Source organism: Mesorhizobium sp. WSM4820 (assembly GCF_055811075.1).
Map to the genome: position 1 here is coordinate 32,623 of NZ_JBVVQN010000026.1, position 21,051 is coordinate 53,673.

At 63.3% G+C, this 21,051-nt stretch carries 19 protein-coding genes; 7 read left to right on the forward strand and 12 right to left on the reverse strand.

Annotated elements, in window-relative coordinates; genetic code table 11:
- Nucleotides 1-103: 103 nt before the first annotated feature.
- The 12 genes from lpdA to AC0L2R_RS30005 form a co-directional block, all read right to left on the reverse strand.
- The gene (lpdA, locus tag AC0L2R_RS29950) at nt 104-1,510 is read right to left on the reverse strand and encodes a dihydrolipoyl dehydrogenase (RefSeq protein ID WP_473513170.1); all 1,407 of its coding nucleotides are present in this window, start codon (nt 1,508-1,510) and stop codon (nt 104-106) included.
- 38 nt (nt 1,511-1,548) lie between these two features.
- Nucleotides 1,549-2,304 (reverse strand): SDR family oxidoreductase, encoded by a 756-nt coding sequence (locus AC0L2R_RS29955; protein WP_128170452.1) that lies wholly within the window; start codon nt 2,302-2,304, stop codon nt 1,549-1,551.
- Nucleotides 2,301-2,789 (reverse strand): hypothetical protein, encoded by a 489-nt coding sequence (locus AC0L2R_RS29960; protein WP_091592210.1) that lies wholly within the window; start codon nt 2,787-2,789, stop codon nt 2,301-2,303. Before AC0L2R_RS29960 ends, AC0L2R_RS29955 begins: the two co-directional genes overlap by 4 nt.
- A 68-nt stretch (nt 2,790-2,857) precedes the next feature.
- Nucleotides 2,858-4,165 carry a 2-oxoglutarate dehydrogenase complex dihydrolipoyllysine-residue succinyltransferase gene (gene odhB, locus AC0L2R_RS29965; RefSeq protein WP_473513172.1) on the reverse strand — a complete coding sequence of 436 codons (1,308 nt, stop codon included), beginning with the start codon at nt 4,163-4,165 and terminating at the stop codon, nt 2,858-2,860.
- A 49-nt stretch (nt 4,166-4,214) separates the two neighbouring features.
- Entirely contained in the window at nt 4,215-7,199 is a 2,985-nt protein-coding gene (locus AC0L2R_RS29970) for a 2-oxoglutarate dehydrogenase E1 component (protein ID WP_473513174.1), read from the reverse strand.
- A 148-nt stretch (nt 7,200-7,347) separates the two neighbouring features.
- On the reverse strand, nt 7,348-8,250 hold the full coding sequence (sucD, locus tag AC0L2R_RS29975; protein ID WP_473513176.1) for a succinate--CoA ligase subunit alpha: 903 nt from the start codon (nt 8,248-8,250) through the stop codon (nt 7,348-7,350).
- A 65-nt stretch (nt 8,251-8,315) separates the two neighbouring features.
- Nucleotides 8,316-8,687 (reverse strand): cupin domain-containing protein, encoded by a 372-nt coding sequence (locus AC0L2R_RS29980; protein WP_287057015.1) that lies wholly within the window; start codon nt 8,685-8,687, stop codon nt 8,316-8,318.
- A 36-nt stretch (nt 8,688-8,723) separates the two neighbouring features.
- Nucleotides 8,724-9,278 (reverse strand): hypothetical protein, encoded by a 555-nt coding sequence (locus AC0L2R_RS29985; RefSeq protein ID WP_473513178.1) that lies wholly within the window; start codon nt 9,276-9,278, stop codon nt 8,724-8,726.
- Between the two features lie 10 nt (nt 9,279-9,288).
- The gene (sucC, locus tag AC0L2R_RS29990) at nt 9,289-10,482 is read right to left on the reverse strand and encodes an ADP-forming succinate--CoA ligase subunit beta (protein ID WP_473513179.1); all 1,194 of its coding nucleotides are present in this window, start codon (nt 10,480-10,482) and stop codon (nt 9,289-9,291) included.
- Between the two features lie 47 nt (nt 10,483-10,529).
- On the reverse strand, nt 10,530-11,498 hold the full coding sequence (gene mdh, locus AC0L2R_RS29995) for a malate dehydrogenase (protein WP_027153710.1): 969 nt from the start codon (nt 11,496-11,498) through the stop codon (nt 10,530-10,532).
- 407 nt (nt 11,499-11,905) lie between these two features.
- Nucleotides 11,906-13,102: a cell division protein ZapE gene (gene zapE / locus AC0L2R_RS30000; protein ID WP_473513181.1), complete on the reverse strand. Its 1,197-nt coding sequence runs from the start codon at nt 13,100-13,102 to the stop codon at nt 11,906-11,908.
- A gap of 146 nt (nt 13,103-13,248) precedes the next feature.
- On the reverse strand, nt 13,249-13,791 hold the full coding sequence (locus AC0L2R_RS30005) for a protease inhibitor Inh/omp19 family protein (protein WP_473513183.1): 543 nt from the start codon (nt 13,789-13,791) through the stop codon (nt 13,249-13,251).
- A gap of 293 nt (nt 13,792-14,084) precedes the next feature.
- Here AC0L2R_RS30005 and AC0L2R_RS30010 point away from each other — a divergent pair, with 293 nt between their 5' ends.
- From AC0L2R_RS30010 to AC0L2R_RS30040, 7 genes are all read left to right on the forward strand, one after another.
- Entirely contained in the window at nt 14,085-15,095 is a 1,011-nt protein-coding gene (locus AC0L2R_RS30010) for an MBL fold metallo-hydrolase (protein ID WP_473513185.1), read from the forward strand.
- An 89-nt stretch (nt 15,096-15,184) separates the two neighbouring features.
- Nucleotides 15,185-15,346: a DUF1328 family protein gene (locus tag AC0L2R_RS30015; RefSeq protein WP_023803355.1), complete on the forward strand. Its 162-nt coding sequence runs from the start codon at nt 15,185-15,187 to the stop codon at nt 15,344-15,346.
- Between the two features lie 277 nt (nt 15,347-15,623).
- A complete protein-coding gene (dapF, locus tag AC0L2R_RS30020) occupies nt 15,624-16,508 on the forward strand; it encodes a diaminopimelate epimerase (protein ID WP_473513186.1) in 885 nt (294 codons plus the stop codon).
- Complete coding sequence (mtaB, locus tag AC0L2R_RS30025; protein ID WP_473513188.1) at nt 16,508-17,827, forward strand: tRNA (N(6)-L-threonylcarbamoyladenosine(37)-C(2))-methylthiotransferase MtaB; 1,320 nt, start codon at nt 16,508-16,510, stop codon at nt 17,825-17,827. The genes dapF and mtaB overlap by 1 nt, the downstream gene beginning before the upstream one ends.
- An 11-nt stretch (nt 17,828-17,838) precedes the next feature.
- A complete protein-coding gene (gene ftsY, locus AC0L2R_RS30030) occupies nt 17,839-19,647 on the forward strand; it encodes a signal recognition particle-docking protein FtsY (RefSeq protein WP_473513190.1) in 1,809 nt (602 codons plus the stop codon).
- A gap of 62 nt (nt 19,648-19,709) precedes the next feature.
- Entirely contained in the window at nt 19,710-20,381 is a 672-nt protein-coding gene (locus tag AC0L2R_RS30035) for a septation protein A (protein ID WP_473513192.1), read from the forward strand.
- Nucleotides 20,382-20,397: 16 nt separating this feature from the next.
- The gene (locus tag AC0L2R_RS30040; RefSeq protein WP_027153702.1) at nt 20,398-21,018 is read left to right on the forward strand and encodes a pyridoxamine 5'-phosphate oxidase family protein; all 621 of its coding nucleotides are present in this window, start codon (nt 20,398-20,400) and stop codon (nt 21,016-21,018) included.
- Nucleotides 21,019-21,051: the final 33 nt, after the last annotated feature.

Consider the following 21,051-nt stretch of genomic DNA (forward strand, 5'->3'; position numbering starts at 1 on the left):
CCCCGCAGTGATCGGCTGCTGACTTCAAATACGAACGGCCCGCTGAAAAGCGGGCCGTTTTTGTTTGAGCCGTCAGATGGCTGCCGGAGTTCCTTGGGAAGGCCTACATGTGGATCGGCTTAAAGAAGGTCGCCAGTGCCGCTTCCTTCACCGCTTCCGACATCGTCGGATGGGCGTGGCAGGTGCGGGCAAGATCTTCCGACGAGCCGCCGAACTCCATCAGCACCGCCGCCTCGTGGATCATCTCGCCGGCGCCGAAGCCGACGATGTGGACGCCGAGCACGCGATCGCTCTGCTTGTCCGCCAGGATCTTCACGAAGCCGTCGGTGTGCAGCATGGCGCGCGCCCGGCCATTGGCGCTGAACGGAAACTTGCCGGCCTTGTAGTCGATGCCGGCCGACTTCAGCTCTTCCTCTGTCTTGCCCACCGAGGCGATTTCCGGACTGGTGTAAACGACGTTCGGGATCACTCCGTAATTCACATGGCCGGCTTGGCCGGCAATGATCTCGGCCACCGCCACGCCCTCGTCCTCGGCCTTGTGGGCGAGCATCGGCCCGGCGATGACGTCGCCGATGGCGTAGATGCCAGGGACATTGGTCGTGAGATGGCCGTCGGTCTTGACTCGGCCGCGCTCGTCGATCTCGACCCCGGCCTCCTTCAGCCCGAGACTGTCCGAATAGGCCCGGCGTCCGGTCGCGATCAGCACCGCGTCCGCCTCGATCGTCTCGGCCGCGCCGCCCTTGACCGGCTCGAAGGTGACGGTGGCGCCCTTCTTGGCCTTGGCGACACCGGTCACCTTGGCGCCGAGCCTGAATTCGATGCCTTGCTTGGACAGCATGCGCTGGAACTGTTTGGCGACCTCGCCGTCCATGCCGCCGAGAATGGTGTCGAGGAACTCGACGACGCTCACCTTGGCGCCGAGCCGCGCCCATACCGAGCCGAGCTCCAGCCCGATGACGCCGCCGCCGACCACCACCAGGTGGCCCGGCACCTTGTCCAGCGACAACGCGCCGGTCGACGATATGATTACCTTCTCGTCGATGTCGACCTTGACCCCCGGAATGCCGGCGACGTCGGAGCCGGTGGCGATGACGATGTTCCTGGTCTCGATCTCCTCGACCTTGCCGTCCTCGCCGGTCACCGACACTTTTTCGGCAGACAGGACCTTGCCGGTGCCGCGAAAGCTGTCGATCTTGTTCTTCTTGAACAGGAAGGCGACGCCGTTGACGTTGGACGCCACTGTCGCGTCCTTGTGCGCCATCATCTTTTCCAGATTGAGCTTCGGCGCGCCGATCTCGACGCCCAGCGTATCAAAGGAGTGGCCGGCCTCAGAAAAAATCTCGGAGGCATGCAGCAGCGCCTTGGACGGGATGCAGCCGATATTGAGGCAGGTGCCGCCGAAGGTCGGGTTCTTCTCGACCACCGCCGTTTTCAGGCCGAGCTGCGCCGCCTTGATGGCGCAGACATAGCCGCCTGGTCCCGATCCGATGATAACGACGTCATAAGCCATGATTTGTCCTTCTGGTCTGCACTCAGCCTTGGCTGGGATTAGCGGCCGCCGCCCACTTCCAAATTCGCCCCTGTCGTATAGGACGCCCCGTCCGACAGGAGCCAGAGAATTGCCGCGGCGACCTCTTCGGTGGTCCCCGCCCTTTGCATCGGCACGCCGTGACGCATCCTCTCGACGCGATCCGGCTGTCCGCCGGAGGCATGAATTTCGGTATCGACAATCCCTGGACTGACCGCGTTGACGCGAATGCCTTCGCCGGCTACCTCGCGCGCCAGGCCGATCGTGAAAGAATCGATCGCGCCCTTCGAGGCAGCGTAGTCGACATATTCGCCCGGCCCGCCAATTCTCGCTGCAATCGAGGAGACATTGACGATGGCGCCGCCGTTGCCGCCATGGCTGGTCGACATGCGCTTCACCGCTTCGCGGGCACAGAGCATGGGGCCAATGACGTTGATGCGCATCATGCGCTCCAGCCGTGCTCCGCTCATTTCGTCGACACGCGCCCTCTGGTCGACCACGCCAGCGTTGTTGACGAGCGCATCGAGCGGCCCGAAGACATGATCGATCCTCTCGAACATCGCCTGGATATCGGCCTCGCTGCCAACGTCGCCCTTGATGGCCAGCGCTTCGCCGCCGGCCTGTTCGATTGCCTCGACAAGCGCCGTGGCAGCAGCCTCATTCGATGCGTAGTTGATCGCAACACGGTATCCAGCCGTGACGGCAAGCCTGGATGTGGCAGCGCCGATGCCGCGGCCGCCGCCGGTCACCAGCAGCACTTTTTTGGCCGCGCTCATTCCTGACAGCCCTTCAACGAAAAAACATCCCACGGCACCTTTGAAAACCCGTTGGCGCCATAGGCGGTCGACCTCTGCAGCGACGGTCCGAGGTCGGGAAAGATCAGGGTCTTCGGAGCATCTACCCCTTCGGCCGGCAACAGAGCGATGTTGCCCTTGTCATCCGCACTGTAGACGACCCCCTCCCACAGCGTGCAGGCGGCGAGCTCGTCGCCGGTGACGTCGCCTGTCGGGCATTTGTACATCAGCGAACCATGCGGCCGCGCCACGCCTTGCGTCCACATGACGATCCCGTCGAGAACGACATCGTTATCGAGCACCATCTTGAAGGTGTTGGTGACGACAGCCGATCCCCCGGTCGGCCTGAAATCGATCTCGGCCGCACTTTCGGCATCGCCATAGACGGCGAGTTCGAGCGGGCATGCGGCAAAGGCTGCCGATCCCGTCTGCGCAATGCCGGCCGCGAGCACAGCTGCGAAAAACATTCCGGAGTGCAAAGGAGAGGAACTCATTCGGTGGCGCAGATCCATTCTCCGGCTCACCTCGACCGGGCCTAGAGATCGAGCACCAGCCGTTCCGGATCCTCCAGGCTTTCCTTGACCCGCACCAGGAAGGTCACCGCTTCCTTGCCGTCGACGATGCGGTGATCGTAGGAGAGCGCCAGATACATCATCGGCCGGATCACGATCTGGCCGCCGACCACCACCGGCCGCTCCTGGATCTTGTGCATGCCCAGGATGCCCGACTGCGGCGCATTGAGGATCGGCGTCGACATCAGCGAGCCGTAAACGCCGCCGTTGGAAATCGTAAACGTTCCGCCTTGCATATCGGCCACGGAAAGCTTGCCGTCACGCGCAGCAATGCCCAGCCGGCCGATCTCCTTCTCGATCTCGGCTATTCCCATCTGATCGGCATCGCGCACGACAGGCACAACGAGGCCTTTTTCGGTGCCGACGGCGACGCCGATATGGGCGTAGTTCTTGAAGATGATGTCGGTGCCGTCGATCTCGGCATTGACGGAAGGGATTTCCTTCAGCGCGTGGGTGACGGCCTTGGTGAAGAAGCCCATGAAGCCCAGCTTCACGCCGTGCTTCTTCTCGAACACGTCCTTGTATTTGGTTCTGAGCGCCATCACCGCGCTCATGTCCACCTCGTTGAAGGTGGTCAGCATGGCGGCGGTCGACTGCGCTTCCTTGAGGCGGCGGGCGATGGTCTGCCGCAGCTTGGTCATGCGCACCCGCTCTTCGCGCGACGCGTCGTCGGCCGAGGACGGCGCACGGGCGGCGACCGGTGCAGGGGCCTTCGGCGTCTCGGAAGGCTGCGACGGAGCGCCCCTGGCGATCGCGTCGAGCACGTCGCCCTTGAGCACCTGGCCGCGCTTGCCGGAACCCGAGATCTGGTCGACCGCGAGATTGCTCTCGGCCAGCAGCTTCGCCGCCGCTGGCGCCGGCGGCATCGCGCGCGCCTCGATCGGCCCGGCATCGCCGGCGATCTTGGCGGTCTCGGCCGCGGCTTGCTTGACGGTGGCTGCGGCGGTCGGCGCCGAGGCCTGCGATACCGCGTCCTGCTTCGCTTCGGACGTTGACGGCTTCGCGGCTTCGGGTGCTGCCGCCTTCGCCCCATTGCCCGCCGAAATCATGCCGAGCAAAGCACCGACTTCGACCGTCTCGCCTTCCTTGACGGCGATCTCGCTGAGCGTTCCTGCGGCCGCGGCCGGCACTTCGACCGTGACCTTGTCGGTTTCGAGTTCGACCAGCGGCTCGTCGGTGGCGATCGCGTCGCCCACCTTCTTGAACCATTTGCCGATGGTCGCCTCGGTGACGGATTCGCCAAGAGTGGGGACGCGGATTTCGGTAGCCATTGTGCCTGTCCGTTTTCTGTCGGTTCTGTTCTATTCGCCGAACTCTGTTCTATTCACCGAGCGCGTCTTCGAGCAAGGCGGCAAGCTGGGCGAGATGCTTCGACATCAGCCCGGTCGCCGGCGACGCGGCGGCCGGCCGGCCGGTATAGCGCACCCGCTGGTGCTTGGCGTCGATATGCGCCAGCACCCATTCCAGATAGGGATCGATGAACGACCAGGCGCCCATGTTCTTGGGCTCCTCCTGGCACCACACCATCTCGGCGTTGCGGAAGCGTGACAGTTCGGTGATCAGCGCCTTGGCCGGGAACGGATAGAGCTGTTCGACGCGCAGCAGATAGATGTCGTTGATGCCGCGCTTCTCGCGCTCCTCGTAGAGGTCGTAATAGACCTTGCCCGAGCAGAGCACGACGCGGCGGATCTTCGAATCCTTGGTGAGCTTTATCGCCTGGCCGGGGAGCTGCTGGGCATCGTCCCACAACAGCCGGTGGAATGCGCTTTCGCCCGACATCTCCGGCAGCGTCGACACCGCCCGCTTGTGGCGCAGCAGCGACTTCGGCGTCATCAGGATCAGCGGCTTGCGGAAATCCCGCTTCAACTGCCGGCGCAGGATGTGGAAGTAGTTGGCCGGCGTCGTGCAGTAGGCCACTTGCATGTTGTCTTCGGCGCAAAGCTGCAGGAATCGCTCGAGCCTGGCCGACGAATGTTCCGGCCCCTGGCCTTCATAGCCATGCGGCAACAGGCAGACGAGGCCCGACATTCTGAGCCACTTGCGCTCGCCCGACGAGATGAACTGGTCGAACACCACCTGGGCGCCGTTGGCGAAATCGCCGAACTGCGCTTCCCAAAGCGTCAGCGCCTTCGGCTCGGCCAGGCTGTAGCCATATTCGAAGCCGAGCACGGCCTCTTCCGACAGCATCGAGTTGATGACCTCGAAACCGGCCTGCGCCGCCGACAGATTGTTGAGCGGGATGTAGCGTGTCTCGTCGCGCTGGTCGTAGAGCACGGAGTGGCGTTGCGAGAACGTGCCGCGCTCCGAATCCTGTCCAGACAGCCGGACCGGATTGCCGTCGAGCAGGATGGCGCCGAAGGCCAGCGCCTCGGCCGTCGACCAGTCGATGCCTTCGCCCGACTCGATCGCCTGGCGGCGGTTCTCGAGAAACCGCATGATCGTCCTGTGCGCCTCGAATTCCTTCGGCACCTCGGTCAGCTTCTTGCCGATTTCCTTCAGCGTCTTGACCGGCACGGCGGTCTTGCCGCGCCGCTGTTCGTCCTGGTTGTCGGCTGTGCGCAGGCCCGACCAGGCGCCATCCAGCCAGTCGGCCTTGTTGGGCTTATAGTGCTGGCCGACCTCGAATTCCTGCTCGAGATGTGCCCGCCAGTCGGCCTTCAGCTTGTCGAATTCGGCCTGGCTGATATGGCCTTCGGCGATCAGCCGGTCGGCATAGATCTGCACCGTCGTCTTATGGTTGCGGATGTTGCGATACATGATCGGCTGGGTGAAGGCCGGTTCGTCGCCCTCATTGTGGCCGAAGCGGCGGTAGCAGAACATGTCGACCACGACAGGCTTGTGGAACCTCATGCGGAATTCGATCGCCACCTTGGTGGCATGGACCACGGCTTCCGGATCGTCGCCATTGACGTGGAAGATCGGCGCCTCGATCATCTTGGCGACATCCGACGGATAGGGCGACGAGCGCGAAAAGCGCGGGTTGGTGGTGAAGCCGATCTGGTTGTTGATGATGAAGTGCAGCGTGCCGGCGACGCGGTGGCCGCGCAAGCCGGACAAGCCGAGGATTTCGGCAATCACGCCCTGGCCGGCAAAGGCGGCGTCACCATGCAGGAGCAGCGGCAGCACCTTGGCGCGCTCTTCCAGCGGCACGATCTCTTCGCGGCTGCGGCCGAACAGAGAGTCCTGCTTGGCCCGCGCCTTGCCCATCACCACCGGATCGACGATTTCCAGGTGCGATGGATTGGCGGTCAGCGACAGGTGCACCTTGTTGCCGTCGAACTCGCGGTCCGACGAAGCACCGAGATGGTACTTCACGTCGCCCGAGCCCTCGACCTCGTCGGGCGCGGCCGAGCCGCCCTTGAACTCGTGGAAGATGGCGCGGTGCGGCTTGGCCATCACCTGGGAGAGCACGTTCAGCCGGCCGCGATGCGCCATGCCGAGCACGATCTCCTTCATGCCGAGCTGGCCGCCGCGCTTGACGATCTGCTCCAGCGCCGGGATCAGCGCCTCGGCGCCGTCGAGGCCGAAGCGCTTGGTGCCCTTGTACTTGACGTCGATGAACTGCTCGAAGCCTTCGGCCTCGACCAGCTTCTGCAGGATCGCCTTCTTGCCGGCGGCGGTGAAGGAGATCTCCTTGTCGGTGCCCTCGATGCGCGCCTGGATCCAGGCCTTCTCCTCGGGATCGGAAATATGCATGAACTCGACGCCGAGCGTCGAGCAATAGGTGCGGGTCAGGATGTCGAGCATCTGCCGGATGGTGCCGAATTCGAGCCCGAGCACATTGTCGAGGAAGATCGGGCGGTCGTAGTCGGCTGATGTGAAGCCGTAGTTTTCCGGCGACAGCTCGTTGTAATCCTCGAGCTTGGCGATGCCGAGCGGGTCGAGATTGGCGTGCAAATGGCCACGCATGCGGTAGGCGCGGATCATCATGATGGCGCGGACGGAATCGCGCGTCGCCTGATGGACGTCGGCGTCGGACAGGGTGACCCCGTTCATCACCGCCTTGTTCTGGACCTTCTTCTCGATGTGCTTCTCGACGATGCCCCAATCGCCGTCGAGCGCCGAGACCAGTTCGCCATTGGCCTGCAGCGGCCACGAGGGCTTGGCCCATGAGGCGCCCTTGGCATTCTTGCGGACATCGCCGGCGTCATCCTTCAGCGCCGCGAAGAAATCCTGCCATTCGGGGTCGACCGAAGCGGGATCGTCCTCATAGGCGGCGTAGAGCGCGTCGATGTAATCGGCATTGCCGCCATAGAGGAAAGAGGTAAGCGAAAATTGGTCGTTGGCCTGATCTTGTCTTGCCATTTTTTCCGCGGAGCCTGGCTCCGTCTCCTGTTTTGGAGGGGAGTAGGGCAGTAAGGGAGTAGGGCAGTAGGGAAAACCAGGCACTAGCCATCGTTCGTCCCGTTCTTCCTATTCCCCTACTCCCATACTGCCCTACTCCCTTACTGCCTTAACCTTTTATCGCTTCGACCAGCGTCGTGCCGAGCCGAGCCGGCGACGGCGAAACCTTTATTCCGGCCGATTCCATCGCCGCGATCTTGTCCTCGGCGCCGCCCTTGCCGCCGGAGATCACCGCGCCTGCGTGACCCATGGTGCGGCCGGCCGGGGCCGTGCGCCCGGCGATGAAACCGGCCATCGGCTTCTTGCGGCCACGCTTGGCTTCGTCCTTGAGGAACTGCGCGGCGTCTTCCTCGGCCGAGCCGCCGATCTCGCCGATCATGATGATCGACTGTGTCTCGTCGTCGGCGAGGAACATCTCCAGCACGTCGATGAACTCCGTGCCTTTGACGGGGTCGCCACCGATGCCGACGGCGGTGGTCTGGCCGAGACCGACATTGGTGGTCTGGAACACTGCCTCATAGGTAAGCGTTCCCGAGCGGGAAACAACGCCGACCGAGCCCTTGCGGAAGATGTTGCCGGGCATGATGCCGATCTTGCATTCGTTGGGGGTCAGAACGCCGGGACAGTTGGGGCCGATGAGCCGCGATGTCGAGCGGTCGAGCCGCGCCTTGACCTTGATCATGTCGATCACCGGGATGCCCTCGGTGATGCAGATGATCAGCGGGATCTCTGCTTCGATCGCTTCCAGGATCGCCTCGGCGGCGCCCGCCGGCGGCACATAGACGACAGATGCATTGGCGCCGGTCTTCGCCTTGCCTTCAGCGACGGTGGAAAAGATCGGCAAGCTCTCGGCCGTGGCGCCGGTCCACGTCTCGCCACCCTTCTTGGGGTGGATGCCGCCGACCATCTTTGTCCCGTGATAGGCCAGAGCCTGTTCGGTATGGAACGTGCCGGTCTTGCCGGTCAGGCCTTGCACCAACACCTTGGTGTTCTTGTCGACGAGAATGGACATGGTGGTCCTTTTTACAAACCGTTGATCGGGGAAGGCTGCGCGGTCATCGTCAGAGCCGCCATAGTCTAGAGACGCTTGAGATCGGCGACGGTGAGGTCGCTCTTGGCGTTGCCGGTGTTAAGTGTCGTCGCCGGCTCGAACATCAGCACCACCGGCTGCTCGCTCAGCGAGCGCGGCCGGTGCTCGACGGAACGCGGCACGACGATGAACTCGCCGCTGCCAAGCTCCACCGTGCCGTCGCGAAAGTCGATGGCGATGCGGCCGCGCAGCACCAGGAAGGCTTCGTCCTCGTCGTCATGCGCGTGCCAGTCGAAGACGTCACCGAATTTGGCGATCTTGACCTGGGCGTCGTTGACGTCGCCGGCGATATGCGGATCGAAGACCTTTTTGATCTTCTGATCCGCCGCCTCGACCAGGTTTATCTTGTGCGGAGGCACCAGATCAGCCCTTCACGCTTGTGGATGGAGGTAAGGTCATAGAGGATTCCCCACTCGAGGCCGAGGGGTTCCAAAACGGAAAACCCCTGTGAACTTTTCGCCTACCGGCTTGTCGCAGATGGTCCCGATAACAATGCATGCGGCGCTGCCGTCCCCAGCAGCCTGGCACTCCTTGTTTGCGTAAATCCGGACATAGTTTAGGTCCGCTAGATCGCCAAGAACCTCCTCCTTTGGCACCTCGATCAAAGCCCGCGAGCGAGCGTAGCCATCAAACTCTGCCATTCGAATCGTAGTTCCGAAGATCGCACAGATATCGAGCAAAGACTCATTCCCTTTAGATCCGGCCGACTGGAGTATGACAAACGGCGCTAGGAGAGTTCCAGTCGTTCGGTCGAAAGTCTTCCTGCCATGGTCGTCAGAATCGATCGAAAATCCATTCTCCGTCGTCAACTGCTCCGCTTTGGTCAAATCGCCGTTTGATGCGATACAGATGTTTTTATAGAGCACCATTGCATCCGTAATCTCTTCCGCGTGCGCCGGCATGGCGAAGCAGCCGAGTCCAATTGCACACAGAAGTCGGGTCGAGATCATCGACTGCCCTTCAGCCCTTCACCGCCGCCACGATTTTCTTGGCCGCGTCGTCGAGGTCGTCGGCCGAGACGACGTTGAGCCCGCTGTCGTTGATGATCTTCTTGCCGAGTTCGGCATTGGTGCCTTCCAGCCGCACCACCAGCGGCACTTGCAGGCCGACTTCCTTGACCGCCGCGATAACGCCTTCGGCGATGATGTCGCACTTCATGATGCCGCCAAAGATGTTGATCAGGATGCCTTTGACCGCCGGGTCCTTGGTGATGATCTTGAATGCCGCCGTCACCTTCTCCTTCGACGCACCGCCGCCGACGTCGAGGAAGTTTGCGGGCTCGGCGCCGTAGAGCTTGATGATATCCATCGTCGCCATGGCGAGGCCGGCGCCGTTGACCATGCAGCCGATATTGCCGTCGAGCGCGACGTAGGCGAGGTCGTATTTCGACGCCTCGATCTCCTTCTCGTCCTCTTCGGTGATGTCGCGCAGCTCCATCACGTCGGGATGGCGGAACAGCGCGTTGTTGTCGAACGACACTTTTGCGTCGAGCACGCGCAACCGGCCATTCTTCATGACGATCAGCGGATTGACCTCGAGCAGGCTCATGTCCTTTTCGACGAAGGCTTTGTAGAGGATCGGGAACAACGTCTCGCCGTCCCTGGCGGCGTCGCCGTCGAGCTTCAGCGCGCCGTTGAGTTCTTTCAAATCATCCGCCGTTATGCCTTTTTCCGGGTCGATGGCGACGGTGATGATCTTTTCCGGCGTGTCGTGGGCGACCGCCTCGATGTCCATGCCGCCCTCGGTCGAAACGACGAAAGCGATGCGGCCGACGGAGCGATCGACCAGCAGCGACAGATAGAGCTCGCGCTCGATGTCGGCGCCATCCTCGATGTAGAGGCGGTTGACCTGCTTGCCCGAGGGGCCGGTCTGCTTGGTGACCAGCGTGTGGCCAAGCATTTCCTTGGCGTTGGCGACGACCTCGGCCACCGATTTCGCCAGCCTGACGCCGCCCTTGGCGTCGGGGCCAAGCTCCCTGAACTTGCCCTTGCCGCGGCCGCCGGCATGGAGCTGGCTTTTCACCACATAGAGCGGGCCGGGCAGTGCCTTGGCGGCGGCTTCCGCCTCGCTTGCCCTAAACACCGGCACGCCTTCGGCCACCGGTGCGCCAAAGCCCTTCAGCAGCGCCTTGCCCTGATATTCATGGATGTTCATGCGCGTTGTCTCCAGATCACTTTACTGGCGGGTCACTTGGCGGCGGATCATTTGGCGGCGAGTTGCGGAGCGATCTTGACGCAAGCCTCGCACAGGCCCTGCACCGCCGCCACCGAATTGTCGAACATCTTCTGCTCGGCTTTGCCGAGCTCGATCTCGATGACGCGCTCGACACCGCCGGCGCCGATCACCACCGGCACGCCGACATAGGTGTTCTTGACACCATACTGGCCGGAGAGATGCGCAGCACAGGGCAGCACGCGCTTCTTGTCCTTGAGATAGGCTTCGGCCATGGCGATCGCCGAGGCGGCCGGTGCGTAGAAGGCCGAGCCGGTCTTGAGCAGGCCGACGATCTCGGCGCCGCCGTCGCGGGTGCGCTGCACGATCTGGTCGAGCTTTTCCTTCGAGGTCCAGCCCATCTTGATGAGGTCGGGCAGCGGGATGCCGGCGACCGTCGAATAGCGGATCATCGGCACCATGGAATCGCCATGGCCGCCGAGCACGAAGGCGGTGACATCCTCGACCGACACCTTGAATTCTTCGGCCAGGAAATAGCGAAAGCGCGAACTGTCGAGCACGCCGGCCATGCCCACGACATGGCTCTTCGGCAGGCCGGAGAACTTCTGCAGCGCCCAGACCATGGCGTCGAGCGGGTTGGTGATGCAGATGACGAAGGCTTTCGGCGCGTATTTCTTGAGACCCGCGCCAACCTGCTCCATGACCTTCAGATTGATGCCCAAAAGGTCGTCGCGGCTCATGCCGGGCTTGCGCGGCACGCCGGCGGTGACGATGCAGACGTCGGCACCCTCGATGCCGGCATAATCGTTGACGCCGGTCAGCCTCGAATCGAAGCCATCGACCGGCGACGACTGCGCGATATCCAGCCCTTTGCCTTGCGGAATGCCCTCGGCGATATCGAACAGCACAACGTCGCCGAGATCCTTGAGGCCGATCATGTGGGCGAGCGTGCCGCCGATCATGCCCGAGCCGATGAGCGCTATCTTGTTGCGTGCCATGTCAGGATGTTTTCCCTTTAGACTGTGACGGCGCCCAAATCCCTTAACGAATTGGATGACGGCGTCGGAGGAAGGAGGCCGGAATGCGGCGGGGAAGCCGCGAAGATTTCGCCGCACCCAATAGCCCCGGCGCATAGAATATTCAAACGATTATTTTGGAGTGAGATTTTTCAATCGGTTAGATGAGATGGGATTTACGTAAACGTCAAAGTTCGTAAGCCGACTTGGGGAAAATTACGCAATGAAGATGGAAATAAGAAGGCTGTTTCCCGGCGATGACGCGCTTGTGATGCGGGTCGCCGAAGATGTGTTCTATGAACCGGGTCAGGCTGGATTATTTTGCCTCATGGCCATTGCCGGCGGGAGGGAGGGGGGCGCGAAGGATCGCGACCTTCCGGAGACCATCTTCAGGCCCGAGCCTGCTGCGCTTCGGTCAACGTCGCCTTCTGCCGCTCCACCCAGTCTTCCAGCCATTCGTGGCTCTGCATCTCGATCAGCCGCGACGCGGTGCGCTCGAACTCGAAGACCTCGTTGCCGCGCCTGGCCGTATAAAGCTCCGCTGGCGGTGCGGCGGCGCTCACCACCAGCCGCACATGATGGTCGTAGAGCGTGTCTACCAGCAGGATGAAGCGCTTCGCCTCGTTGCGCATGCCTTCGCCAAGCACCGGCACATGATCGATAAAGACGGTCGAGAAGCGGCCGGCAATCGCCAGGAAATCGCGGGCGCCGAGCGGGTTTTCGCAGAGATCGGCAAAGGAAAACCGCGCCGCGTCGCCGGCGGCGCGCGGCACGACGACCTGCCGGCCCTTTACCGTCAGGGCCGCTGCCTGCGTCGGCCTGCCATGCGTCATCACGTTCCAGGCCTCGTCGAGGACGGCATCGGCGGCGGCATCGGCAGGGGTGACATAGACCGGCAGGCGGCTGAGCTTGTCCAGCCGATAGTCCTTGTCGGCATCGAGGGCAATCACCTGCGCATGCCGCTCCAGGATGCCGATGAAGGGAAGGAAAAGCTTGCGGTTCAAGCCGTCGCCGTAGAGATCCTGCGGCGCGACATTGGACGTGGCGACCAGCACGACGCCGTTGGCAAACAGCGCCGAGAACAGCCGCGACAGGACCATCGCATCGGCGATGTCGGTGACGGAAAACTCGTCGAAGCACAGCACCCAGGCTTCCTCGGCCAACGCGCGGGCCACCGGCGCGATCGGGTCGTCTTCCCTGACGGTGCCCTCTTTACGCGCCTGCCGGTGCTTCTGGATGCGGTCCTGCACATCGGCCATAAAATCGTTGAAATGCACACGCCGCTTGCGCCGGACCGGCACCAGTTCGAAGAACATGTCCATCAGCATGGTCTTGCCGCGGCCGACGCCGCCGTGGATATAGAGGCCCTTGACGGCCTCGCGCGTCTCGCGCTTGCGAGCGAACAGCCAGCCCAGCGCGCTCGATTTGTGCGCCAGCCGTTTTGCCGAAATCTCGTCGATCAGCCGGTCGAGTGCCGCAACGACCCGCTCCTGCGCCCGATCGCGGTCGATCACGCCTGACACAACCAGATGGTCGTAGCGCTGCCGGACGGTCGCATGGGTCTGAAGGCCGTCGCGCAGATGCATCGATCACGTCGTTCCGGAGCAATTCCAAGAAAAATGTGTAGCGGTTTTCTGTCCGGAATTGCGTAAAAACAAAAGAGAGCAATTCCGGGAAAAGCGTGTAGCGGTTTTCGGCCCGGAATCGCGTAAAAACAATAGGGGCGGGCGGGTCAGCCTCTTGTAAGCGAGATCGGCAGGCCGTTGGAAGTCTGGCCGTCGAATTTCTCTCCGCCCGAGGAATAGAGCCGTGCCAGCGTGCCGCCATTCGCGTCGTACAGCGTCAGCTGCTTGCCGGCGACGTTCCAGGATTTGATGCCGTCGATCGGTGCCGGGCAATGCAGTGGTCCAGCCCGATAGCCGGAGCCGAATTTGGTTTGCGGCGTCGCCACCTGGCAGCTCTGGCCGGACACGCTGGCCTTCCACACGCCGGCGACGCTGCTTGCGGTAAGATCCGGGGCTCCGGCCGGAGCCGTTCCGTCCGGCGGCAGCGAGGCGACCTGGGGCGTGCCTTGCGGCGCCGTCGGAAATTTCGACGGGTCGGCGGTGCCAGGAGACGCCGGCGGCGGCAGCTGGTTTGCGGTCACCTTGCCGGAGGGCGCGGCTTGCAGCGGCGCCGGCTGCTGGTCCATCGGCGAGAACCGTGACGTTGAACAGCCGCTCGCAAAGAGCGCGGCCAGCGATACGGCCAGCAGACCGGTTTTCGAAAAATTCATTTCAAACCTCCGTCGGATCCGGCCGGGCTGCCGTCCGCACAATATCTCCTTTACCAAGACGGAGAAGGTGGCAAAATTTCAACCCTGTATGGTTAAAATAGCATTTGCGGCGGCACCTGTTGCAACTTTGCCACAAATGCGTGCCGCCCGAAAACCTGCCCTGGGGGTCTGACGCGAGACTGCGCAGCGGTTTGCCAGGACAGGCCTGCCCTTGGCGTCCGGCCGCCAAATGCTTGCGCCAGCCCGCTTCGGTCCTATCTCTGATGAAACCGAACCTTGCCGGAGGCGAAATCTTGGCTGCGAGGAAAAGGGCGGCCAACCGCTACTATAGCGGGCCGCCCAGCGATCATTTCGACGGCACCTTGTTCTTCAATCCCAACGGCAAGTTGCCTGCCCGCTTTTCCGATCTTTTGAAGTGGCAGCTGGGCGGCGAACGCTCGAAATGGCCGTCGGCGAATCCAAGTCCGTTTCATCAGGCGACACCGGCCAAACGGATCGACGGCTCCGAACTGAGGCTGACCATGGTCGGCCATTCCACGCTGCTCATCCAGACAGCCGGCCTGAACATCCTCACCGACCCGGTCTGGTCGCGGCGCGCCTCGCCGCTCGCCTTTGCCGGGCCGAAACGGGTCAATCCGCCGGGCATCGCCTTCTCCAACCTGCCGCCGATCGACCTCGTGCTGGTCAGCCACAACCACTACGATCATCTCGACCTCGCCACGCTGAAGCGGCTGAAGACAAAGCACGACCCGCTGGTGCTGACGCCGCTCGGCAACGACGCCATCATCGATGTCGGCGTTCCCGGCATGCGGCTTTCCGTGCACGACTGGGGCGAACGGGTCGAGATCGGCAACGACGTCGCCGTCCATGTCGAGCCGGTGCACCATTGGTCGGCACGCGGCACCCGAGATCGGCGCATGGCCCTGTGGGCGGGCTTTGTGGTCGAGACGCCGGGCGGAAAAGTCTATTTCGCCGGCGACACCGGTTTCCATGATGGCATCAACTACCGGTTGATGGCCGAAAGGCACGGCGGCTTCCGCATCGCCATCCTGCCGATCGGCGCCTACGAGCCGCGCTGGTTCATGGCGCCACACCACCAGAACCCGGAGGAGGCGGTGCAAGGCATGCTGTTGTGCGACGCCGCCTATGCCGCCGGCTGCCATTGGGGCACGTTCCGGCTCACCAACGAGCCGATCGACGAGCCGGCAAGAAAGCTTGGCGAGGCCCTCGACGATCAAGGTGTCCCGCAAGAACGCTTTCGCGCCCTGCGTCCCGGCGAAGTCTGGGACGTGCCGGCGCTCTAGGCTGGCGACCCCAGAGACCCCCGGGGGAACTCGGGACGTCGTAAACGCGTTGGTGGTGGTCCACAACCGTCGGCTGCGAGGGATTTCCCATGATCAAATGGATTGTCATTCTTCTGATAATCGCGGCCGCGGCCAGCCTGCTCGGCATGCCGGCATTGGCCGGAGCCGCCGCCACCGGCGCCCGCATTCTCATCGGCATCGTGCTGATCATCTTCCTGCTGGTCATGCTTGGCGTCTTGGCGGTGGCGTAATGCATGTCGCGCAAAAGTGCGTAGCGGTATTGCGATAACGACATGGATAAAACAAGAACCTAAAGCGCGTTGCATGAATCGGCTCAAACGCGACGCGCTTTAGCCGCATCGGCCCGAAAATCGGAATCGATTTTCAGAAAGCACGATGCGCAGGTTTAAAAATGTCAGAGCGTACTTTGTGCGTCCAAGTCGATGCACGGCGCGCTGGCGTCTCGCACTGGTAATTCCGGCCGCTATCCGCCATATAGGCGCCAAACCGGCATGAGACCTTCGATCCATGGCAAGCACTGCCCCCTTCGCCAAGATGAACGGCATTGGCAACGAAATCATCGTTGCCGACATGCGCGGTCGCGCCGACCGGGTGGCGCCGGCTGCCGCCCTTGCGCTCAATGCCGATGCCGCGACGAAGTTCGATCAGATCATGGCGATCCACGACGCCAGAACGCCGGGCACTGCCTTTTTCATCGACATCCTGAATTCCGACGGAACCGGCGCGCAGGCCTGCGGCAACGGCATGCGCTGCGTGGTGCAGGCGCTTGCCGCCGTGACCGGCCAGAAGACATTCGCCTTCGAGACCGTCGCCGGCATTCTCAACGCTGAAGAACATGCCGACGGGCTGATCTCGGTCGACATGGGCAAGCCGCATTTCGGCTGGCAGGATATTCCGCTCGCCGAGGAATTCCGCGATACCCGCATGATCGAGCTGCAGGTCGGCCCGATCGACGCGCCGGTGCTGCACTCGCCCTCGGTGGTGTCGATGGGCAATCCGCACGCCATCTTCTGGGTCGATCGCGACGTCTGGTCCTATGAGCTCGACCGCTTCGGTCCGCTGCTCGAAAACCACCCGATCTTCCCCGAACGCGCCAACATCACCATCGCGCGGGTGACCTCGACCGAGACGATGGTCATCCGCACCTGGGAGCGCGGCGCCGGCCTGACCAAGGCATGCGGCACAGCGGCCTGTGCCGCCGCCGTCGCTGCCGCGCGCACCAGGCGGACCGGACGCAGCGTCTCCCTGGTGACGCCCGGAGGTGGCTCCTTGCATGTCGAGTGGCGCGGCGACGACCACGTCATCCTCACCGGCGCCGCCGAATGGGAATTTTCCGGCAGCTTCGAGCCGGCGACCGGCGTGTGGGCCCGCGACACCGAAAGCGCCGCCTGATGGCCGCACTTGCCAAGAAGGGTCCCGCTCTTCCCAAAAGTGTTGACGTCGTCACCTTCGGCTGCCGGCTGAACACCTATGAATCCGAGGTGATGCGGCGAGAGGCGGAAAGCGCCGGCCTTGGCGCGCTGGAAGGCGGCGCCATCATCTTCAACACCTGCGCCGTCACCGGCGAGGCGGTGCGCCAGGCAAAACAGTCGATCCGCAAGGCCCGCCGCGAGAACCCGCAGGCCCGCATCATCGTCACCGGCTGCGCCGCGCAAACCGAGCCGCAGAATTTCGTCGCCATGGACGAGGTCGATCTCGTCCTTGGCAATGAGGAAAAGCTGAAGGCGCATTCCTATCGCGCGCTGCCGGATTTCGGCGTCAACGACACCGAGAAGGCTCGCGTCAACGATATCTTTTCGGTGCGCGAGACGGCCGGCCACATGGTCGACGCCATCGAAGGCCGGGCGCGGGCGTTCGTCCAGGTTCAGAACGGCTGCGACCACCGCTGCACCTTCTGCATCATCCCCTATGGCCGCGGCAATTCGCGCTCGGTGCCGATGGGCGCCGTGGTCGAGCAGGTCAAGCGGCTGAGCGGCAATGGCTATGCCGAGATCGTGCTGACCGGCGTCGACATGACCAGTTTCGGCGCCGATCTGCCGGGCAGCCCGAAACTCGGCAAATTGGTCAAGACAATCCTGAAGCAGGTGCCTGACGTGAAACGCCTGCGCCTTTCCTCGATCGATTCGATCGAGGCTGACGACGATCTGCTCGACGCCATCGCCACCGAGCCCCGGCTGATGCCGCATCTGCATCTGTCGCTGCAGTCCGGTGACGACATGATCCTGAAACGGATGAAGCGCCGGCACAACCGGGATCAGTCGATCCGTTTTTGCCAGGATTTGCGCAAATTGCGTCCCGGCATCGTCTTCGGCGCCGACATCATCGCCGGCTTCCCGACCGAGACGGACGCCATGTTCGAAAAATCGCTGGAGATCGTCGAGGAATGCGGCCTGACGCATCTCCACGTCTTTCCGTTTTCGCCGCGCGAAGGCACCCCCGCCGCGCGCATGCCGCAGCTTCGCCGCGAACTGGTCAAGCAGCGTGCGGCACGGCTGCGCGCCGCCGGTGACACCGCCTATCGCAGCCACCTTTCCTCGCTCGCCGGAACACGCCAGTCGATCCTGGTCGAGCGCGACGGGCTCGGCCGCACCGAAGGGTTCACGCTCGCTGCGGTCTCCGCCGGCGCGCCGGGCGAAATCGTTGACGCCGCTATCGCCGGCGATGACGGTGTCAGACTGATCGCGGCGCCGTTTGCCGCCCGCGCCGCCTGAGACGCAAGAACATGGCTGGTTTTTTCAAGAAGATATTTTCGTTCGGCAAGAAGGAAGTGGTCGAGGAGCGGATCGACGAGACCGCACCGCTGCCGCCGATCAAATGGGACGCGCTCGAGGCGCTGAAACCGGCGGCGGAGCAGGCCGTTCCGGAATTTTTGAAACGCGAAGAGCCCCGGCCCGAAGCAGAAGCTGCGCCCCCAATCGAACCAGAGGCACCTTCCGCGCCGCAACCGACGCCTGTTGAAGCGGCCGAGCCCGCCCCGATCATTCCCCCCGCGCCGGACGTCCAGCCGGAGCCTGGTCCGGTCGAGGAGTTGCAGCCGCCTGCCGAGGAGCCGGCGCCAGAGGAGATTCCGGCGGCTCCCGAACCAGAGCTGACGCAGCCAGAAATCGTGCAGACTGAGCCTCAGGCATCAGAGGCTGGCGCTGCCCCTCATCCGCCTGCCGGCACCTTCTCCCCGTATAGTGATGGGGAGGAGGGGGCGGATCGTTTCGCCGAGCTTCCTTTTGCAAGCGGCAAAGAAGAAGCGCCTGCGCTGACGCCCCTCTCTCCCCGTCCTTCACCGGGAGAGGGTAAGGGTGAGGGGCAGCGCGGACCTGCGCAAGATGCCGCACCGCCAGCCGGGACCCCCTTAACTGCGCCCGAGCCTGAGACGCCGGCGGCCGAAATCCCGCCCCCGATTCGCCAGCCGGCGCCAGTCGAGGCAAAGCCGGTCCTTGCGGAGATTGCGCCCGAACCTGAAGCCATTCCAGCGCCCCACCCTCCCCTCGATGGGGAGGTAAAGCGCGAGCCCGTTCCGCAACCGCCACCGGAGCCAAAGCCGGCTCCCGGCAAGGTCACCGTCACCAGGAAGGTCGAGCAGAGAGCCGAGCCGCAGAAGGCGCCGGAACCGGCGCCGAAACGCTCGTGGTTCCAGCGCATGAAGGAGGGGCTCGCCCGCTCTTCCCGGGAACTGTCGGGCAACATCGCCGGCGTCTTCACCAAGCGCAAGCTCGACGAGGACACGCTGCAGGATCTGGAGGACGTGCTGATCCGCGCCGATCTCGGCATGGAGACGGCTTTGCGCATCACCGATTCGCTGGCTGCCAGCCGCTACGGCAAGGACGTCTCCGAGACGGAAGTGCGCGCCATCATGGCGACCGAGGTGGAGAAGGTGCTGACCCATGTCGCCTTGCCGCTGGAGCTCGACCTCAGCCACAAGCCGCATGTCATCCTTGTCGTCGGCGTCAACGGCACCGGCAAGACCACGACCATCGGCAAGCTGGCGGCAAAGCTCACCCACGGCGGCCTGTCGGTGATGCTCGCCGCCGGCGACACGTTCCGTGCCGCGGCGATCGAGCAATTGAAGATCTGGGGCGAGCGCACCAGGTCGCCGGTCATCGCCTCGAAGCTTGGCGCCGACGCCGCCGGCCTCGCCTACGATGCCTTCGAACAGGCCAGGCAAGCCGGCTCCGACGTGCTGATCATCGACACCGCCGGGCGGCTGCAGAACAAGACCGAGCTGATGGCGGAACTCGAAAAGATCGTCCGGGTGCTGGGCAAGCTCGATCCGGAGGCGCCGCACACCGTGCTGCAGACGGTCGACGCCACCACCGGCCAGAACGCGCTCAACCAGGTCGAGATCTTCCGCAATATCGCCGGCGTCAACGGCCTGGTGATGACCAAGCTGGACGGCACGGCACGCGGCGGTATTCTGGTCGCGATTGCGGCAAAGCACAAATTGCCGGTTTATTTCATCGGCGTCGGCGAACAGGTCGACGACCTCGAACCATTCTCCGCAAGCGAGTTCGCCAGGGCGATCGCTGGAGTGGCATAACAAGCTTGATCCCAAAAAGTTGCAGACTTTTTGGACAGGATCATGCGCAAGAAGGAAAGCCTATGAACCCGCGCATCCTCGAACGCGACCCGTCCGACCCGCAGAAACAGAAGAAGGAAGGCGTCAATCCGCTGCTCAAGCTGGTGCTGGAGCTCGGCCCGTTGATGGTGTTCTTCTTCGCCAACGCCCGTGGCGCATGGCTGTCGCAGAAATTTCCGGTGCTGGCCGAATTCGGCGGACCGATCTTCGTCGCCACCGGCCTGTTCATGGCCGCGACCGCGATCGCGCTGGCCGCGTCCTGGCTGCTCACCCGCACCTTGCCGATCATGCCGATGGTGTCGGGCGTCGTCGTCTTCGTCTTCGGCGCCCTGACGCTCTACCTGCAGGACGACATCTTCATCAAGATGAAGCCGACAATCGTCAACATGCTGTTCGGCGGCGTGCTGCTCGGCGGCCTGTTCTTCGGCAAGTCGCTGCTCGGCTACGTCTTCGATTCGGCCTTCAGCCTCGATGCCGAGGGCTGGAAGAAACTCACTTTCCGCTGGGGCCTGTTTTTCCTGTTCCTGGCCCTTGTCAACGAAGTCGTCTGGCGGAATTTTTCCACTGACGCCTGGGTTACCTTCAAGGTCTGGGGCATCATGCCCATTACCCTTCTCTTCACCTTCAGCCAGATGCCGCTGATCATGCGCCATTCGCTTGAAGGCAAGACCGGAACGGAAGGGCCCGGCAAGTAACGATCAAGGAGACGGCATGGAATTCGTCACCACGCGCGAAGAGCTGAGAACGATCTACAAGACGCCTCGGCCGACCGACGGCTCGATCCGCAAGGAACTGAAGGCGCTGGATGGCCACAGCCGTTCCTTTATCGGCAAAAGCCCCTTCGTGCTGATCGGCTCCTCCGACGGCGCCGGCAATGCCGATGTGACGCCGAAGGGCGACAGGCCGGGCTTTGCCGCCGTGCTCGACGAGAAGACCATCGCCATCCCCGACCGGCCCGGCAACAACCGGCTCGACACGCTGGAGAACATTCTTCTCAACCCTTCGGTCGGGCTGCTCTTCCTCATCCCGGGCATGAACGAGACGCTGCGCGTCAATGGCGACGCCCGCATCACCGTCGATGCGGGCCTGCGCGAGCGGCTCGCCGTCGACGGCAAGGAACCGCAAAGCGTCGTCCTGGTGACGGTCAAGGCCGCCTACATGCATTGCGCCAAGGCTTTCATGCGCTCCGATCTGTGGAAGCCGGAAACCTGGTACGACCGCGCGACGCTGCCGACGCTCGGCCAGATCCTGCGCGACCAGCTGGCGCTCGCCGATTCGGCCGAGGCGACCGACCGCTGGCTGGACGAAGAATACAAACACACCATGTGGTAGTGTGCCCGACCACGAATCGCCCGAGCCCGCCTC

Bases quoted from the DNA above. Each gene is read 5' to 3' on its own strand.
- AC0L2R_RS30005 (WP_473513183.1), bottom strand. From the start codon at position 13,791: ATGAATTTTTCGAAAACCGGTCTGCTGGCCGTATCGCTGGCCGCGCTC.
- sucC (WP_473513179.1), bottom strand. From the start codon at position 10,482: ATGAACATCCATGAATATCAGGGCAAGGCGCTGCTGAAGGGCTTTGGC.
- AC0L2R_RS29970 (WP_473513174.1), bottom strand. From the start codon at position 7,199: ATGGCAAGACAAGATCAGGCCAACGACCAATTTTCGCTTACCTCTTTC.
- AC0L2R_RS29985 (WP_473513178.1), bottom strand. From the start codon at position 9,278: ATGATCTCGACCCGACTTCTGTGTGCAATTGGACTCGGCTGCTTCGCC.
- zapE (WP_473513181.1), bottom strand. From the start codon at position 13,102: ATGCATCTGCGCGACGGCCTTCAGACCCATGCGACCGTCCGGCAGCGC.
- dapF (WP_473513186.1), top strand. From the start codon at position 15,624: ATGGCAAGCACTGCCCCCTTCGCCAAGATGAACGGCATTGGCAACGAA.
- AC0L2R_RS30035 (WP_473513192.1), top strand. From the start codon at position 19,710: ATGAACCCGCGCATCCTCGAACGCGACCCGTCCGACCCGCAGAAACAG.
- AC0L2R_RS30015 (WP_023803355.1), top strand. From the start codon at position 15,185: ATGATCAAATGGATTGTCATTCTTCTGATAATCGCGGCCGCGGCCAGC.
- odhB (WP_473513172.1), bottom strand. From the start codon at position 4,165: ATGGCTACCGAAATCCGCGTCCCCACTCTTGGCGAATCCGTCACCGAG.
- AC0L2R_RS29960 (WP_091592210.1), bottom strand. From the start codon at position 2,789: ATGTTTTTCGCAGCTGTGCTCGCGGCCGGCATTGCGCAGACGGGATCG.
- AC0L2R_RS29955 (WP_128170452.1), bottom strand. From the start codon at position 2,304: ATGAGCGCGGCCAAAAAAGTGCTGCTGGTGACCGGCGGCGGCCGCGGC.
- lpdA (WP_473513170.1), bottom strand. From the start codon at position 1,510: ATGGCTTATGACGTCGTTATCATCGGATCGGGACCAGGCGGCTATGTC.
- mdh (WP_027153710.1), bottom strand. From the start codon at position 11,498: ATGGCACGCAACAAGATAGCGCTCATCGGCTCGGGCATGATCGGCGGC.
- sucD (WP_473513176.1), bottom strand. From the start codon at position 8,250: ATGTCCATTCTCGTCGACAAGAACACCAAGGTGTTGGTGCAAGGCCTG.
- AC0L2R_RS30040 (WP_027153702.1), top strand. From the start codon at position 20,398: ATGGAATTCGTCACCACGCGCGAAGAGCTGAGAACGATCTACAAGACG.
- ftsY (WP_473513190.1), top strand. From the start codon at position 17,839: ATGGCTGGTTTTTTCAAGAAGATATTTTCGTTCGGCAAGAAGGAAGTG.
- mtaB (WP_473513188.1), top strand. From the start codon at position 16,508: ATGGCCGCACTTGCCAAGAAGGGTCCCGCTCTTCCCAAAAGTGTTGAC.